We start from the raw sequence: 16,165 nt of genomic DNA on the forward strand, positions 1-16,165 counted from the left end.
ACATCCACTTTGACAGGAAATCAGTGACCTGTCTTATTTTTTTCCTGCATAAGCTCATGCCATAGCGAAAAATATTTTTGCACAATGTCACAGAAATGCACGGCTTCGTGCCATGATTAGCCAGTGATTACCCCCCTTTCATGTGAAGGATGACATTGTGGCAGTGCGGCATTTCTTTATGGTTCTGATGGTGGTCTCCATCTGGGCTTTCAATAACGTGGCGGTGAAGTGGGGATTGCTGGAACTTCCACCGCTGTTCCTCACCTGGATGCGCTTTGTGGTGGTGGCGATTGTACTGGTGCCGTTCTGCCGCATTACGCGCGAACAGCTGCCATGGCTGCTCACCCTTGCCTTCACCTTTGGCTTTATGCACTTCTCGCTGCTGTTTGTCGGCATGCGCTTCACCGATGCCGGCACCGGGGCGATTGTGGTGCAGCTTGGTACGCCGATTGCCATGTTGCTGGCAATGCTGGTGCTAAAAGAGAAGTTGCGCCTGGTGCAGTTATTCGGCATTGCGGTCTCGTTAAGTGGCGTGGCGGTGCTCTCCGGCAGCCCAACGATTCCGGCGTGGTGGGTGCTGTGCATACTGCTGTGCAGCGCCTTTGGCTGGGCCATCAGCAATATGATCGTGAAGAAATCGCCGCCGATAAAACCGCTGACGCTCACCGGTTGGATCTCATTCCTCGCCGTGCCGATTGTCGGTGCCGCTTCCTGGCTCACTGAATCGCACCAGTTTTACGCCTTAAGTCACGCGGGCTGGCGCGGCTGGTTTGGTATTCTTTACAGCGCGCTGGCTTCCTCGATTGTGGCTTATACCTTGTGGTATTCGTTGCTGAAAAAGTACAACGTCAACTTAATCATGCCTTACTCGCTGCTCACGCCCGTGCTAGCCGTGTTGATGGGCGTATTTGTGCTGGGCGATAGCATGAACAGCTTCAAAATTCTCGGGGCGTCTCTGGTGGTGCTCGGTACCGCCATTGCGGTGATCAACCTGCGTAATCTGCGCATGCACGCGCGCTTTCCTCGCCTGCGCCGCCGTTAAATTCTCTCTGCTATGCTTGAGTCTCGCGCGTTTTCCGGAGACTCAATATGGATACTCAATCTACTGCCGCGTTATGGCAGCAACTGTGGCAAGGATTGCGTGGCGCGGACCCCCTTCCCGCGCTCAGCTTTCTCCAGCCCGATACCTTTTCTTCCGCGTTTGCCGTCAGTGAACTGGCCGCCACCAGCATCGGGTTGGCAAGCCAGGCAGTGAGCGATTTACTCGGGCAATCGGCCCCGGTCAGCGTCAATGTAAGACTCGCCTCTCGCTGGTTTCAGCACAGCCTCACGCCGTTAAATCGTCCACCCGCCGCGCTCTGGGATCCCTTTGCAGGCGATTACGCCACCGCCGATGGCTGGATCCGTCTGCACACCAACGCCCCGCATCATCGTGCCGCCATGGAGCAGGTGCTCGGCCAACACGCCGACCGCGCCGCATTAGCGCAACGGGTGTCTCAGTGGCAAGCCGCCGCGCTGGAGCAGGCCGTGATTGAGGCTGGCGGCTGTGCTGCGCAGATGCGCAGTGAGCAACAGTGGTTGCAGCACCCACAAGGAATGGCCGTCAGCAGTGAAGCGCTGATCGCTCAACAGGCCACGGGGGATGCGCCCACGCCCGGCTGGCAACTGCCGCCTGCTCGTCCGCTGCTCGGCGTGCGTGTGCTGGATCTGACGCGCATTATCGCCGGGCCGGTCGCCACGCGTTTTCTCGCCAGCCTTGGCGCGCAGGTTTTACGTATCGATCCTTACGGCTGGGAAGAGCCAACATTGGAGGAGGAGATCACCTGCGGCAAACGCTGCGCACGGCTCGATCTCAAATCCAGAGCGGGCGTTGAGCAGCTGCGCGATCTGATCAAACACGCTGATGTGCTGGTGCATGGTTATCGCGCGGATGCGCTGGAAAAGCTGGGGCTGGATGCCGAGTCACGGCGCAAACTGTCGCCCGGATTGGTGGATGTCAGTCTCAATGCGTGGGGCTGGAGCGGATCATGGCGCAATCGTCGCGGCTTTGACAGTCTGGTGCAGATGGGATGCGGCATTGCCGAACAGGGCATGGTCTGGCGTGGTAACACCCAACCGACACCGCTGCCAGTGCAGGCACTCGATCACGCCACTGGCTATATGATGGCCGCTGCTGTGCTGGAAGGGATGCGTCAGCGTCGGGAAAATCATGTTGGCTGGCAGGCACGCCTATCGCTGGCGCGCACCGCCAGGCTATTGCAACAGTTTGGCGCGTCACCGCAACAGCCGCAGCATGGCATTACCGCGCAGCACGACGATGCCCTGCCGACAGTTGAGATCAATGCGTGGGGGATTGCCGAAAGGTTGCGTGCCGCTGCGTATTTGCCCGGCACGCCGATGATCTGCGCCACGCCGGGCGTCAAGCTCGGCAGCAGCGCAGCCAGCTGGTAATCAGGCTTCTTCGTCGTTGCCTTCGTTCAGCTCGTCGTACATTGCCTGAATGGCTTCACGGCTCAGCGCGGCCAGCGTGCGGTAGAACGCGCTGGTCGCGTGGGCTTCCACTTTGCCGAGGAACGCGCCGCACCACGGCAGCAGATAGTCGTCGAACAGCGCTAATTGCGCAGCAAACTCATCCTCCGCGGACTGATCTTCCAGCCACGAGGCCGCCAGCAGCAGTACGCCAAAATGGTCGGCTGGCGCGTCGCTTAACGGCATGCCACGTGAAGAGAGGAACGCACGGACATCCGCTTCCTGCGGGCCGTTTGGCCACTGTGAGGCATAAGGCGGTACGCTGCATTCGCTGCCGACGAACAGTGCGTTGTAATCCGCCGCCAGGGCCTGCGGATCGCTATTCTGCTGCAGACGTGTTAACAGTTCATCCTGCTCCAGCGGCCACTGAGCCTTCAGTTTGCCTTCACGCAGCATGGTGAAGAGCGGCACCAGCAATGGATCTTGTGGCTGGCGGTTGAACAGCGAGCCGATGACGCGGCAGAGAATGGAAAACTCATTCATGCAACAGAATTCCTTGAGGCTAAAAGTTAAAAGTCCGCAAATTCAGCAATGTGCTTACCGGTTCGCTGTTCGAGGAAATCGAGCAGGCGGCGCGGCGTGACATTTAACACGCGATCCTCGGGAAAATCCACTTCGCGTGTGATGCGGATGCAGTGTTCGAAATGACCAAGGGTAAAGGCGGTGTGAGAGTCTGAACCGAACGCCAGACGCCCGCCAGCATCACGCACTGCTTCAGCGATGGCGCGGCAGTTGGGTTCACTGCCCGGACGCGAATGGGTAAAGGAGGAGTTATTGATCTCAAGCGCCACATCATAATGCGCGGCCGCTTCGGCAATGGCGCGGATATCCACCGGGAATTTCGGGTTGCCAGGATGCGAAATAATGTGCACCAGCCCACCGGCCATCGCGGCAATCATCGCTTCCGTGTGATGCGCTTTATCACGCGGTGCATACACCGGCTCATGGAAACCGGCCACAATCAGATCCAGCGCATCCAGCATCGGGCCGCTGCAGTCAATTTCACCCTGCTGATTTTTGATGTTGGCTTCAATACCACGCAAAACGCCTACGCCATCAATCACGCGTGGCCAGATACGCATATTAACGAAGTGCCAGTAGTGCGGCGCATCCGCCATATCCGGGCCGTGATCGGTGATAGCAAACAGCTTCAGGCCATTCTGCTTCGCCTGCACCACATAGTCATGCAGTGTGCTGTATGCGTGGGTACTGGCAACGGTGTGCATATGCAAATCGACGGGATACATCCTCTTCTCCTGACTCAATGTGAATTAATAACCGCGCTGACGATCAACTAAACCACCCGGCTGATCCCCTTGCTCCAGAGCAAGTATGGCACCGGCAATGAAATCCATCGCCTCGCCGGGCAACGTGATAGCCGCAGTATGTGGCGTCAATGTGACATGTGGATGAGACCAGAGCGGGTGATCCGCCGGCAGTGGCTCGGTCTGGAACACATCCAGCGCCGCGCCCGCCAGTTGCCCGCTGTTCAATGCGGCCAGCAGATCGGCTTCCACCACATGCGCGCCACGCGCCAGATTGAGGAAAAAGGCACCCTGTGGTAACACGCGCAGCAACTTTTCATCGATCAGGTTGGTGGTTTCCGGCGTGGTGGGCAACAGATCGATCAGCACCTGAGTGCCATCCAGAAACGCATCCAGCTGATCGCGACCGTGGAAAGTTTGCACGCCTTCAATCTGCTTAGCCGAGCGGCTCCAGCAACGCAGCGGGAAGCCCCACTGGCGCAAACTTTCCAGCACACTACTGCCCAGTACGCCCGCACCGAGCACGCCGATGGTGAAGTTGGCGCGGTCTGCTGTGTCGAGGGGCTGCCAGTTTACCTGTTGCTGCTGCTGGCGGTAGTCCTCAAAGCGGCGAAACCAGCCCAGCACGCACCAGTTCGCATACTCCTGCATCTGACGCGCCATACCGGTATCTTCGAGGCGAAACAGCGGCACGTCATAGGCAAGCATTTCAGGATGGGCGCGCAGTTGCTTAAGAATTTCGTCCACGCCCGCGCCCATGGCAAACACACCTTTCAATGGACGACCAGCCAGCATCTCGGTGGGTGGCGAACGCACGATGGCATAATCCGCCGGATCCGTGTCGCCTGGCTGCCAGTAGCGCACGTTGGCTTGCGGTAAACGCTGACGTAGTCCCGCTAGCCAGCGATCGGGGGCTTGCGACGGGTGATACCAGATGATCTCCATACAGCTCTCCTTTTTTTCCTTCAGCCTCAGGCAAATAGCGCTTCAGGGCAAGCAAAAACCTTAAGGTTAATGCAATTTCTTGCGTGATTAATTCCCGCGGCTTCACATTTCCATGGCTTGAGGCGGCTAAGCGGCACGTTAGCGACTAAAGTTGTTCGGGTGGTCAATGTGTTAGCGCACCACCTTTTCGGACAAGGAGAAAAACCGATGATAAAAAATGTCAAATTCACCCCCGCGCCACTGACGTTCTTACTGAGCGCGGCGCTGCTGGCCAGCGCCTCTGTTGCGCAGGCGGAAGATACCAGCCGAATGCTAAGCAGCCAGCCACAGCCGCCCGATATCCGCCTGGGGCCTCTGTTTAATGCGGTACAGCAGGCAAAATTTTATCCGGATCAGAAAACCTTTGCCGATGCGGTACCGAAGTACAATCCCTCCTCGATACTGGCGGACTGGCAGATGCAAAAGAGCCAGCGCAATTTCGACCTGAAGCATTTCGTGGACGCTAATTTCATCCTGCCTAAAGAGCAGGACAAATACGTGCCGCCTGCAGGACAAAGCCTGCGTGAACATATCAACGGCCTGTGGCCGGTGCTGACACGATCGACACCGACCGCCAGCCAGTATGATTCCCTGTTGCCACTGCCGAAACCCTATGTGGTCCCCGGCGGCCGCTTCCGCGAAGTCTATTACTGGGACAGCTACTTCACCATGCTGGGCCTCGCCGAGAGCGGACACTGGGATCGCGTGCAGGATATGGTGGATAACTTCGCCACCGAACTGGATAAATACGGCCACATCCCCAACGGCAACCGCAGTTATTATCTCAGCCGTTCGCAGCCACCTTTCTTTAGCCTGATGGTGGATCTACTGGCCACCCACAAAGGTGATGACGTTTACCGTCAGTATTTGCCGCAGTTGCAGAAAGAGTACGACTACTGGATGGCGGACAGCGACAAAGTCGCTGCCGGTCAGGCCAGCAAGCGCGTGATCAAACTTGGCGACGGTACCCTACTCAATCGCTATTGGGACGAGCGTGATGCCCCACGCACCGAGTCCTGGCTCGACGATGTGAACACCGCCAACAAAGCGCCCGATCGCAATAAACAGCAGGTGTATCGCGATCTGCGTGCCGGTGCGGCTTCTGGTTGGGATTTCAGCTCTCGCTGGTTTACCGATGCCCATAATCTGGCCTCGATCCGCACCACCCAACTGGCACCGGTCGATCTCAACAGCCTGATGTTCCATCTGGAGCAGGTGTTGTCCAAAGCCTCGAAGCTGGCACAGCAGGATGACAAAGCCAAACAGTTCGCAGCCGATGCTGAGAAACGTCAGGCAGCGATTAATCGTTATCTGTGGGATGAGAAACAGGGCTGGTATGCCGACTATGACTGGCAGAAAAAACACATTCATCCGCAGCTGACCGCCGCTACCTTGTTCCCACTCTATATGCAGGTGGCGAGTGAAAAACAGGCGGACCGCACTGCCAAAGCGGTGGAGAAACAGCTGTTGAAACCGGGAGGTTTGGTGACCACCACCGTGAACAATGGTCAACAATGGGATGCACCAAATGGCTGGGCGCCGCTGCAATGGGTGGCGGTGGAAGGTCTGGAACATTACAAGCAACCCAAGCTGGCGCAGGAAATTGGTCAGCGCTTCCTGCAGAACGTGCAGGCCACTTACGACAAAGAGCACAAGTTGGTTGAGAAGTATGTGGTGGAAGGCGCGCAACTGGGCGGCGGTGGCGGCGGTGAATATCCGTTGCAGGATGGTTTCGGCTGGACCAATGGCGTCACGCTCAAATTGCTCGATAAATACTGCCCGAAAGACAAAACCTGCAATAACGCGAGAGATATCCCGAATATGCCCGCGCTGAGTGCGGGTAAATAACCCTCTCCCTCTACTTTAAATAAAACCGCTGCTACTGCTTTGTTTGTCAAACGGTAGCAGCGCAATCGGTTCGCGCTGTTAAAGCTAAGGTGCTCAATGCCATAATCTCAGGCATACGATGCCAGCACTGAACACAGCGAAGTCATCACCTCAGCTTTACACACCATCGCGCACCGCGACAGATGGTATGACTGCATCATGAAACCTTTTCTCACATAAAGCCGCGCTCGCTACGCCACCGCTCCTGTTCATTTCCTCACAATCTCTTTCACTCACATTAACAACTTGAAACACACCCCACTAAAAGATAATAATTCTCACTCTTAATTTTAATCGTATTCTCAATTTTCGGCATTGCCGGTTGAGTGCTGCTTTGTTCTGCTTCCCGTTAAAGGATTTCCGATGACGCTTTTTACCCTTAATCGTACCCGCGTGCTCTGCGCACTGGCTCTGGCCCTCCCTGCCGCAACCTTCGCTGAAGAGTCCATCGTGGTCACCGCGCAACCGCAGGAGAGCGCCAACTCACCGACACAAGGCTATCTCGCCACCCGCAGCAGCGGCGGCAGTAAAACCGATCAGCCGCTGATCACCACGCCGCAGTCCATCTCGGTGGTAACACGTCAGCAGATGGAGGATCAGGGTGCGCAGGATCTCAATCAGGTACTGAACTATACGCCGGGCGTATTCACCAACTTTGGCGGTGCCGCTACGCGTTATGACACCATCGCGCTACGTGGTTTTCATGGCGGCGATGTCGACAACACCTTCCTGGATGGCTTGCGCATCATGAGTGATGGCGGCAGCTTCAACATCTTGCAGGTAGATAACTGGTTCCTCGATCGCGTTGATGTGATCAAAGGCCCCTCCTCCGCACTTTACGGCCAGACCGTACCAGGCGGATTAGTCAATCAGGTGAGCAAGCGGCCGCAGTTTGCTGAAGAGGGCCATTTCCGCCTGTCGACCGGCACTAACGCCACCAACAGCGCCGCCTTTGACTACACCAATGCGATTAACGATCAGTGGGCTTTCCGTCTCACCGGCATCACGCGTAACAGCGATACGCAGTACGATCACACCCGTGAAGAAAAATATGCGATTTCGCCACAGCTGCTGTGGCAACCCAGCGAAGACACCAGTCTGGTGCTGCGTGCCTATCTGCAAAAAGATCCATCCGGCGGTTATCACGGTTCCGTGCCCGCTGAAGGCACGCTTTATAGCCATAATGGCCGCAAGCTGAGTGATGGATTCTATGAGGGCGACAGCGCGCTGGATCAGTTCAAGCGCCACGAGCAGATCTACAGCTACGACTTCTCGCACCGCTTCAATGAAGTGTGGTCTGTATACTCCACCGCCAGCTATAGCCACGCCAATGTCGATCTCGATCAGGTGTATCAGATTGGCTGGGATGCCGCTAACCCGGACCTGCTGACCCGCTACTACTCCGGTGAACGTTCCTCGCTCAGCGCATGGGCCAACGATAACCGTCTGCAGGCCGATTTTGCCACCGGCGCGCTGCAGCATCGGGTGATCCTCGGTGCCGAATACCACCGTTATAAGAATGATTTGAGTAAAGCCAGTGGCTATGCGAGTTCATTAAACCCCTGGACGGGCGAAGCGGTCGGCAGCATGCCGGATTACAGCTGGACCGAACAAACGCGTCGCTATTATCAGACCGGACTCTACTTGCAGGATGAAATGCAGCTCGACCGCTGGCATCTGGATCTCTCTGGTCGTTACGATCGCATCGTCTCCAATAATGGCACCAGCCGTCGCCAGGATGACCACGTCAGCGGCCGTGCTGCGCTGCTGTATGCGTTCGACAGCGGTATTTCACCTTACGTCAGCTGGAGCCAGGCGATTACCCCGGCTTCTTTGACCGACCCAGACGGCAATCAGCTGAAGCCAACCACTTCCGAGCAGTATGAAGCCGGTGTGAAATACCAGCCGGTGGGCACGCGCGATATGTACTCCATCGCGCTGTACGATTTGACGCAGAACGATGTGGCGAACCGCAACGTGGTAGACAGCACCTTTACTCCGTCCGGCAAAGTGCATTCACAGGGTATTGAGCTGGAAGCCCGCAACCAGCTGACGCCGCGACTCAGCACCATCGCCGGTTACACGCTGAACCATCTGCGTTTCAAAGATTCCGTTGACGGGAATGATGGCCATACGCCTTACGTCACGCCGAACAGCATGGCGTCATTCTGGGGTCACTATCAGTTTGATTACGGCTTGAGCGCCGGCGCAGGCGTGCGTTATATCGGTAAGCAGTGGGCCGATAACGAAAACACCACACGTTTGCCGTCGGTAACGTTGTTTGATGCTTCCGTACGTGCCGATCTCGGTGCGTGGGATTCACAATTGAAAGGGGCTTGGCTGCAGGTGAATGCCAATAACCTGACCGACAAAAAGTATCTCGCCGCCTGCTATGGCACCGGCTATTGCTATCGCGGTGCGGAGCGGACCATTACCGCCACCGTGGGTTACGACTTCTAACCGCCATAAAAAAATCCGCATCCCGTTGGGGATGCGGATTTCATTAAATCAGAGTGTATTGCTAGGTACGCACTTTACGGTAGATCCACAGCACCACAATGGCACCAATCACCGCCACCACGAAGCTGCCAAAGTTGAAACCGTCAACTTTACCGAAGCCAAACAGGGTACTGATCCAGCCGCCAACCACCGCGCCGACGATCCCTAAAACCACAGTGATGATGAATCCGCCGCCATCTTTACCTGGCATGATCCATTTAGCGATGATCCCGGCAATCAAACCAAAAATAATCCATGAAAGAATACCCATTTACTGCTCCTTACGTTATGAATCAAGGTGTTCACTGCGATTAGTATAGTCGGATATTTTTAATCTGCTTGATGAACATCACAGTAAAAATTAGTTAGCAGGCTAAAGCTTTTTGTCAGGCCGTCGATAACAGTTCGATAGCCGTGTCACCCGTGATAATAACAATCGGATAAGTGGAGCAGGATGTGAAAGACGCCGATAACGAACAATATCTCAAACGAGGCACCCTTGCTGTTTTAAACGTAATGAAGGATTTGTTGCGTTTCCAGACCCCATTAATGGTCAGTTTTTCGCGCGGTCAATTTATCAGTCGCATGCTGGATGCCGATGAGGATCGCGTGATCTTCGATCTCGGCAGCAATGCACTGGACAACGATTTAGCGCTGCAGGGCGGCGAAGTGAATATCGCGGCAGAAACGCAGGGGGCAAAAGTCGAGTTTGGCTTGATCAAACTGGAGCGCACCGAGTTCGAAGGCTTACCGGCTTTCACTGCCCCACTGCCTGAACTGCTGTGGCAGATCCAGCGTCGTGAGTTTTTCCGTGTTTCCGCCCCAATGGAGCCAGTGTTTTACTGCCATACGCAGTGGCCGGATGGCAGTAAGGCGCGTTTTCGTTTGCAGGATCTCTCTCTCGGCGGTGCAGGTGTCTTGCTGGACGAAAGCTTGCCAGAGGGTCTGAACCGCGGTGACACCTTTAAAAATCTGCGTGTGGAGTTGGGCGAATACGGTCATTTTGAGGTCACGGCACAGCTGCTGAATATTGGCGAGCGCAGCACCGTCACCAGCAAGAATGAAACCCGCACAACCCCTCGACTCAGCTTCCGCTTTACCGCCATTGAGCCGGTGCAGGAACGCCAGCTACAGCAGGTGATCTTTGCGCTGGAGCGTCTGGCGCGCGACAAAGCGAATCGCTTCCAGTAATTCCCTGCTGGCGCCACAAAAGGCGCCAGCCAGGCTATCCTTTCCTTGCTTTCACTTTTTATCGCCTCCCAGCAAGGAGAATCTCCCCAATGGAAAACTGGCTTTCTGCCCATCGTTTACAACTCATTTTTCTCAATCAAACCTTCTGGATAAACAGCGCCATCATCGTCTTCGGTACCTTGATGATGTATTGGCTATTACGTACCCTCATCCGCTTTGTATCCAACCGTATTGCGCACTACAGCGAGCAGCGGAATCACCGCGTCACCACACTGTTGGTGGAAATTTTGCGCAGCACCAGCCAGCCTTTGCTGCTGATTTTCTCATTACTGATTGCACTGAGATTTGTCGACCTACCCGCCAGCTGGAGCGTAACGATTGCACACGGCTGGTTCCTGGCCTTTATTCTGCAAATGACCATGTGGATTGACTGTGGCATCCGGCTCTGGCTACAGAGTTTGCTGCGTGATCCATTGCACGTGCGCAATCCGGTGACCACGGTGATCCTCGGCATTCTGCTGCGGGTGGTGGTGTGGGTGATGATGATGTTGGCAATCCTGTCCAACATGGGCATCAATATTACCGCACTGGTTGCCAGCCTCGGCGTCGGCGGCATTGCCATCGCCCTGGCGATTCAGACGGTGTTGAGTGACGTGTTTGCCTCGCTGGCCATTGGTTTTGACAAGCCCTTTGAGCATGGCGATTTTATTGTGTTTGGCGATGTGGCGGGATCAATCGAACACATTGGTCTGAAAACCACCCGGCTGCGCAGCCTGAGCGGGGAACAGATCGTTTGCTCGAACACCATTTTGCTGCAGCAGACCATCCACAATTACAAACGCATGCAGCAGCGTCGCATCGTGTTTAAGTTCGGCATTAATTACGGTACGCCTGCTGAGAAAGTGCGACAAATTGGTAGCATGGTGAAGGAGATCATTCAGGATGTGCCGGATACTCGTTTTGACCGCGCACATTTCCTCGCTTTTGATGAGTCGCAGCTGACATTTGAAGTGGTCTACTTCGTGCTCAGTGCCGAGTACAACAAGTATATGGACATCCAGCAGGAAATTAACCTCCAGCTGATGGCGCAACTGGAGCAGAAGCAGATTCGTTTTGCTTTCCCAATGCGTCGTGTCGAGTTTACGGGGGGTGTATTACCACGGATTAATCTCAGCGATGCCTCCAATGAATCCTCACCCCAGACGGCACAACGTTAGTGAGCGATGTTCAGGCGGTTACCCCGCCTGAACGCTAATGCGGTTGATAACGACAACGCGCCACCGCTTCCAGCCAGCCGCGATAATTCTCTTGCATAATGGTCGCGCGATCGCTGCGCGGCTCAATCACGCTGCCCCCCTGCAACGCCTGCATATCACTGCCCTGCTGCCACCAACCTAATGAACGCCCCGCCAGCAGCGCGGCACCCAGGGCGGAGACTTCAGCGGTAGGGGCACGTTTCAGCGGCCGCTGCAACACGTCTGCCTGCAACTGCATCAGCCAACTGTTTTCGGTTGCCGTGCCATCCACACAGAGCGCGGGTAACTGCACACCACTGGCCTGCTCCATGGCGAAGAACACATCGGCAATCTGGAAGGTGATCGATTCCAGCGCCACGCGCGCCAGCACCTCTGGCGTGGCGGCATCGGTAAGGCCACATACCATGCCGCGCGCCTTCAAATCCCACCAGGGCGCGCCCAGGCCTGACAATGCAGGCACGAAATAGATGCCCTGATTATGCTCGCTGCGTTGCGCCATCGCCGTCAGTTCACGCGGATCGCTGATGCCCAGCATGCGTCCCAGCCAGGCCGCGCCTGAACCGGTATGGGTGATGTTACCTTCAAAGGCAAATCGCAGCGTGCCATCGTGCCACGCCACCGTGGTACTGAGGCCGTTTTCGGTCAGCAAGGGGGTGGCCATTGACATCATCAGCGATGAACCGGTGCCGTAAGTGGCTTTCACCACCTCTTCACCCGCACTACGTTGCGCCTGCAGTGCCGCATGGGAATCGCCAATGCGCGACAAAATGGGCGTACCCGCTTTCAGTCCGGCGATGTCCTGTACCGTGACAACACCCTGCGCACTGGCGGAGGGCACAATACTTGGCAGCGCCGCACGCGGGATATGGAACAGCGTCAGCAGTTCCTCATCCCAGTCACCGCTGTGCAAATTGTAGAGTTGGGTGCGGGCCGCATTCGCGTGATCGGTAATAAAACTTTCGCCGCCGCTAAGTTGCCAGCTGAGCCAGCTATCAACAGTGCCAATGCAGAGTTCACCGGCCTGCGCACGCGCCAGTCCATCTGGAATCGTCGCCAGCATCCCGGTGAGTTTGCCTGCGGGAAACATGGGATCGACCGCCAGGCCCGTTAAGCCGGTGATGCGTGGCGCTTTACCCGCCATGCGTAAATCACGACAAAAAGCTTCTGAACGACGATCCTGCCAGCTCACCAGCGGCGTCAGCGGTTGCCCGTCGCGGCGCTGCCAGATCAGCACCGACTCGCGCTGGTTGCTAATCGCGACGGCGGCCACCTCTGCTCCGCCGCACTGCGCCAGACAGCTTTCAATCGCCTGTTTCACCGCCTGCCAGATCGCCAGCGGATGCTGTTCGGCCAATCCCGGCTGCGGATGGGCTAGCGTCAGAGGCTGGCTGCCGCGCGCCACCACGTTGCCTGCGCGGTCCACCGCTATGGCTTTCGCGTTGGTGGTACCTTCATCAATTGCCAGTATTAATGGACCCGCCATGTTTACGCTCCTGCACACATGCGCACTGCACTCTTCACCACGCTGGCGGCGTCAATACCATGATGCGCGCGCGTGGAGGCACGATCGCCAGCAATCGCGTATTGACCATCGGGGATGCCCAGACGTAACAGCGGAATTCCGCAGCCGCCTTCAGCCAGCACTTCGGCCACCAGACTGCCGACGCCGCCGTTAACATTGTGCTCCTCTACGGTGATCACCGCCGGATAATGCTTTAACAGCTCTTGCAGCCGTTGGGTATCGCAGGGACGAATTGATGGAATGGCGATCACACCTGCGCTGATTCCCTGTTCCTGTAATTGCTCGGCCGCACTCACCGCCTCATGCACGGTGGAACCCATCGCCACCAGCACGATGTCGTTGCCTTCACGCAACACGTCGATTTGGCCCGGACGGAACTGGTAGTTTTCATCGTGCAGCTGAGGCAGGTCCTTGCCATCCAGACGGATGTAAACCGGCCCCACATGCGCAAGGGCATAATCGATGATCTGGCGGCACTCCAGCGGGCAGGATGGCGCGTAAATCTCGATATTGCCGAAGCCACGCATCACCGCAATATCATCAATGCTGTGGTGGGTGCTGGCCAGCGGGCCGTAACTGGCACCGGCATTCAGGCCAAACAGTTTGACGTTGGTATTGTTGTAACAGACGTCCACTTTTACCTGCTCGTTGGCGCGCGAAATCAGGAACGGAGCTGCATTACAGGTCACCGCCACTTTTCCACCGATTGCCAGACCGGCCGCCGTGCCCACCAGCGTTTGTTCCGCAATGCCAACGTTCACCAACCGATCGGGAAACGCCTTAATGAAAGGCGATATTTTTGCCGTTGAGGTGGAATCTGCCACCACCGGCACCAGATCCACACCGCGATTTACCGCGTCAATAAAGGCTTCCACCATCACCGTGGCCAGGTGTTTTGCATTACTCATCTTTTAATTCCTCCAGTGCCATTTCGATCTCTTCCCCTTTCGGCACACGGTGATGCCACTCTGGTTTGCCCTGAATAAAGGAGATGCCAAAGCCTTTCTCGGTATGCGCCACAATCACCTGCGGTTTGCCGTTACGTGGCAGGTTTTCAATGGTTCCCACCACGGAAGCCATGTCATTACCGTTGCATTCAGTGACCTCCAGACCGAAGGCTCGCCATTTATCCGGCAGCGGATCGGTGTTCATAATGTCGCGCGTGTGCCCTGCCAGCTGCAGTTTGTTCTTGTCGTTGATGATCACCAGGTTATCGAGGTTGTAGTGCGCCGCCACCAACGCGGCCTCCCAGTTACTGCCCTCGGCCAGTTCACCGTCGCCTGTGACCACAAAGATGCGGCGGTCGCTGTTGTCTTTTTTCGCCGCCAGCGCAATACCCACCGCCACCGGTAAGCCGTGGCCCAGTGCACCGGTGTTGAGTTCCACGCCCGGCGTTTTCTGCCGCACCGGATGGCCCGGCAAATGTGAATCCGAATGCTGATAAGTGGGCAGCCATTCGGTTGGGAAGTAACCCGCCTCCGCCAGCACACAGTAATAGCCGCCGACCGCATGCCCTTTCGACTGGATGTAAATGTCACGCTGCGGATCGTTAGTGCGATCCGGTGCGCAATTCAGGATGCGGAAATAGAGCGCCGTCAGGATTTCGACCTGAGAGAGATCGGCACCGGTATGTCCACCCGCCGGACTACCGGCATTGAGCTGGATGATGCGGCGACGCACAGCGCGCGCTTTCGCTGCCAGGTCCGCCACCGAATATTTGAAAGGATTCATAGACACCTCTGCATTTTAAAGCGTTATTGAATATATATTCACAGCGGGTAAAAAAATTTACCCGGATTTTTCCCCTGAATAAGCTGAGTTGCGGGAAGGCGGCCAGCTCGTCAATCCCCCAGAAGCTTACTCAGGTCAGTGACTGGGGTGAGCAAGCGCAACCGACGCACCTGCGGCTCGGCTTATGACGGGTAACAATTAACCTTTGGCCTCACCTTCCTGAATCAATGCCTTCTGCGCCACCACGGCGGCCTTTTGCTGCATGCGGCTTTGCATCTGATCGATGATCACTGCCACGATAATCACGATGCCTTTGATCACCATTTGCCAGAACTCGCTGACGCCCATCATGATCAAACCATCCGCGAGGAAACCGATGACAAATGCCCCCACCAGCGTGCCGAGAATGGTGCCGCGCCCGCCAGCCAGTGAAGTACCACCCAGCACGACCGCCGCAATCGCATTCATCTCGAATGAGGTGCCGTTCGCCGGATGGCTGGCCACCAGTTGCGAAGAGACCACAATGCCGGCAATCGCCGCACAGAAACCTGAAATGGTGTAAACCCAGATTTTCACCGACTTCACTTTGACGCCGGAAAGTTCTGCCGCACGCTCGTTATCACCAATCGCATACACCTGACGGCCAAACGGCAGGCGACGTGCCACATAGGCAATCACCAGCGCCAGCACCACCATCATCCAGATCGCCCACGGTAAGCCGAGAAAATACCCCGCACCGATTTTGTCGAAACCGGTGTTACCCAGCAGCGGATTGCCCTGCAAGCCGGGGAAGGTTTCGCCGCCAGAGGTCAGCATCGCCGCCCCGCGCAGGATGTACATGGTGCCCAGCGTACAGATAAACGGGGCCACGTTGTATTTGGTGATGATCCAGCCATTCACCGCGCCAATCAGTCCACCTACCACTAACACCACGGGCACAATCACCCAAACGCTGGGAAAAATGGCGATGCCAAACATCGGCAACACAATGCCTTTGGTAATCAACCAGCCAGCAATCATGCCGCACAGGCCCAGCGTGGCACCGATGGAGAGATCAATACCCGCAGTGATAATCACAAAGGTGATGCCGAGCGCCAGAAACGCATTGATGGCGATGTGTTTGACCATGATCACCATGCTGCCCACGGCGAGGAAATCCGGCACGGTGATGGCAAAGAAGCCGACGATGAGGAACAACGCGATAAAGGTGCGCAGTTTTAACAGCAGCAGAATCATGCCTTCACGCGAGTTGAAAACCTTACCTGGCGAAGCGAGCGCCATTGCGCCATTGTTTTTCATGC

14 protein-coding genes are annotated in these 16,165 nt (G+C 56.4%); 6 read left to right on the forward strand and 8 right to left on the reverse strand.

Annotated features, from left to right (window positions below):
- Positions 1–157 precede the first annotated feature (157 nt).
- Complete coding sequence (locus WFP70_RS08840) at positions 158–1,042, forward strand: DMT family transporter (protein ID WP_337023233.1); 885 nt, start codon at positions 158–160, stop codon at positions 1,040–1,042.
- Between the two features lie 47 nt (positions 1,043–1,089).
- A complete protein-coding gene (locus tag WFP70_RS08845) occupies positions 1,090–2,451 on the forward strand; it encodes a CoA transferase (protein WP_337023232.1) in 1,362 nt (453 codons plus the stop codon).
- On the opposite strand, the gene WFP70_RS08850 is transcribed toward WFP70_RS08845, so the two are convergent.
- Genes WFP70_RS08850 through ghrA form a run of 3 tightly spaced genes read right to left on the reverse strand, consistent with a single transcriptional unit; the run spans position 2,452 to position 4,739 of the window.
- Positions 2,452–3,012 carry a TorD/DmsD family molecular chaperone gene (locus WFP70_RS08850; protein ID WP_058959684.1) on the reverse strand — a complete coding sequence of 187 codons (561 nt, stop codon included), beginning with the start codon at positions 3,010–3,012 and terminating at the stop codon, positions 2,452–2,454.
- A 26-nt stretch (positions 3,013–3,038) separates the two neighbouring features.
- Positions 3,039–3,776 carry a phosphatase gene (locus tag WFP70_RS08855; RefSeq protein ID WP_034821944.1) on the reverse strand — a complete coding sequence of 246 codons (738 nt, stop codon included), beginning with the start codon at positions 3,774–3,776 and terminating at the stop codon, positions 3,039–3,041.
- Between the two features lie 24 nt (positions 3,777–3,800).
- Positions 3,801–4,739 carry a glyoxylate/hydroxypyruvate reductase GhrA gene (ghrA, locus tag WFP70_RS08860; protein WP_337023231.1) on the reverse strand — a complete coding sequence of 313 codons (939 nt, stop codon included), beginning with the start codon at positions 4,737–4,739 and terminating at the stop codon, positions 3,801–3,803.
- Between the two features lie 207 nt (positions 4,740–4,946).
- On the opposite strand from ghrA, the gene treA reads away from it, so the two are divergent.
- Positions 4,947–6,626 (forward strand): alpha,alpha-trehalase TreA, encoded by a 1,680-nt coding sequence (gene treA / locus WFP70_RS08865; protein WP_337023230.1) that lies wholly within the window; start codon positions 4,947–4,949, stop codon positions 6,624–6,626.
- 402 nt (positions 6,627–7,028) lie between these two features.
- A complete protein-coding gene (locus WFP70_RS08870; RefSeq protein WP_337023229.1) occupies positions 7,029–9,125 on the forward strand; it encodes a TonB-dependent siderophore receptor in 2,097 nt (698 codons plus the stop codon).
- 61 nt (positions 9,126–9,186) lie between these two features.
- On the opposite strand, the gene WFP70_RS08875 is transcribed toward WFP70_RS08870, so the two are convergent.
- Entirely contained in the window at positions 9,187–9,435 is a 249-nt protein-coding gene (locus tag WFP70_RS08875; protein WP_038647498.1) for a GlsB/YeaQ/YmgE family stress response membrane protein, read from the reverse strand.
- A 185-nt stretch (positions 9,436–9,620) separates the two neighbouring features.
- On the opposite strand from WFP70_RS08875, the gene WFP70_RS08880 reads away from it, so the two are divergent.
- Positions 9,621–10,355, forward strand: a complete 735-nt coding sequence (locus tag WFP70_RS08880) for a flagellar brake protein (RefSeq protein ID WP_097119207.1) — start codon at positions 9,621–9,623, stop codon at positions 10,353–10,355.
- 89 nt (positions 10,356–10,444) lie between these two features.
- Positions 10,445–11,572 (forward strand): mechanosensitive ion channel family protein, encoded by a 1,128-nt coding sequence (locus WFP70_RS08885; RefSeq protein ID WP_058959679.1) that lies wholly within the window; start codon positions 10,445–10,447, stop codon positions 11,570–11,572.
- 34 nt (positions 11,573–11,606) lie between these two features.
- On the opposite strand, the gene WFP70_RS08890 is transcribed toward WFP70_RS08885, so the two are convergent.
- From WFP70_RS08890 to WFP70_RS08905, 4 genes are all read right to left on the reverse strand, one after another.
- Positions 11,607–13,094 carry an FGGY family carbohydrate kinase gene (locus WFP70_RS08890; protein ID WP_337023228.1) on the reverse strand — a complete coding sequence of 496 codons (1,488 nt, stop codon included), beginning with the start codon at positions 13,092–13,094 and terminating at the stop codon, positions 11,607–11,609.
- 2 nt (positions 13,095–13,096) lie between these two features.
- Positions 13,097–14,041: a transketolase family protein gene (locus tag WFP70_RS08895; protein WP_097119205.1), complete on the reverse strand. Its 945-nt coding sequence runs from the start codon at positions 14,039–14,041 to the stop codon at positions 13,097–13,099.
- Entirely contained in the window at positions 14,034–14,864 is an 831-nt protein-coding gene (locus tag WFP70_RS08900; protein WP_337023227.1) for a transketolase, read from the reverse strand. Before WFP70_RS08900 ends, WFP70_RS08895 begins: the two co-directional genes overlap by 8 nt.
- A 198-nt stretch (positions 14,865–15,062) precedes the next feature.
- Complete coding sequence (locus WFP70_RS08905) at positions 15,063–16,163, reverse strand: ABC transporter permease (RefSeq protein WP_034821966.1); 1,101 nt, start codon at positions 16,161–16,163, stop codon at positions 15,063–15,065.
- Positions 16,164–16,165 lie beyond the last annotated feature (2 nt).

The organism is Pantoea sp. USMM079 (genome assembly GCF_037153115.1).
Taxonomy (GTDB): domain Bacteria; phylum Pseudomonadota; class Gammaproteobacteria; order Enterobacterales; family Enterobacteriaceae; genus Pantoea; species Pantoea communis.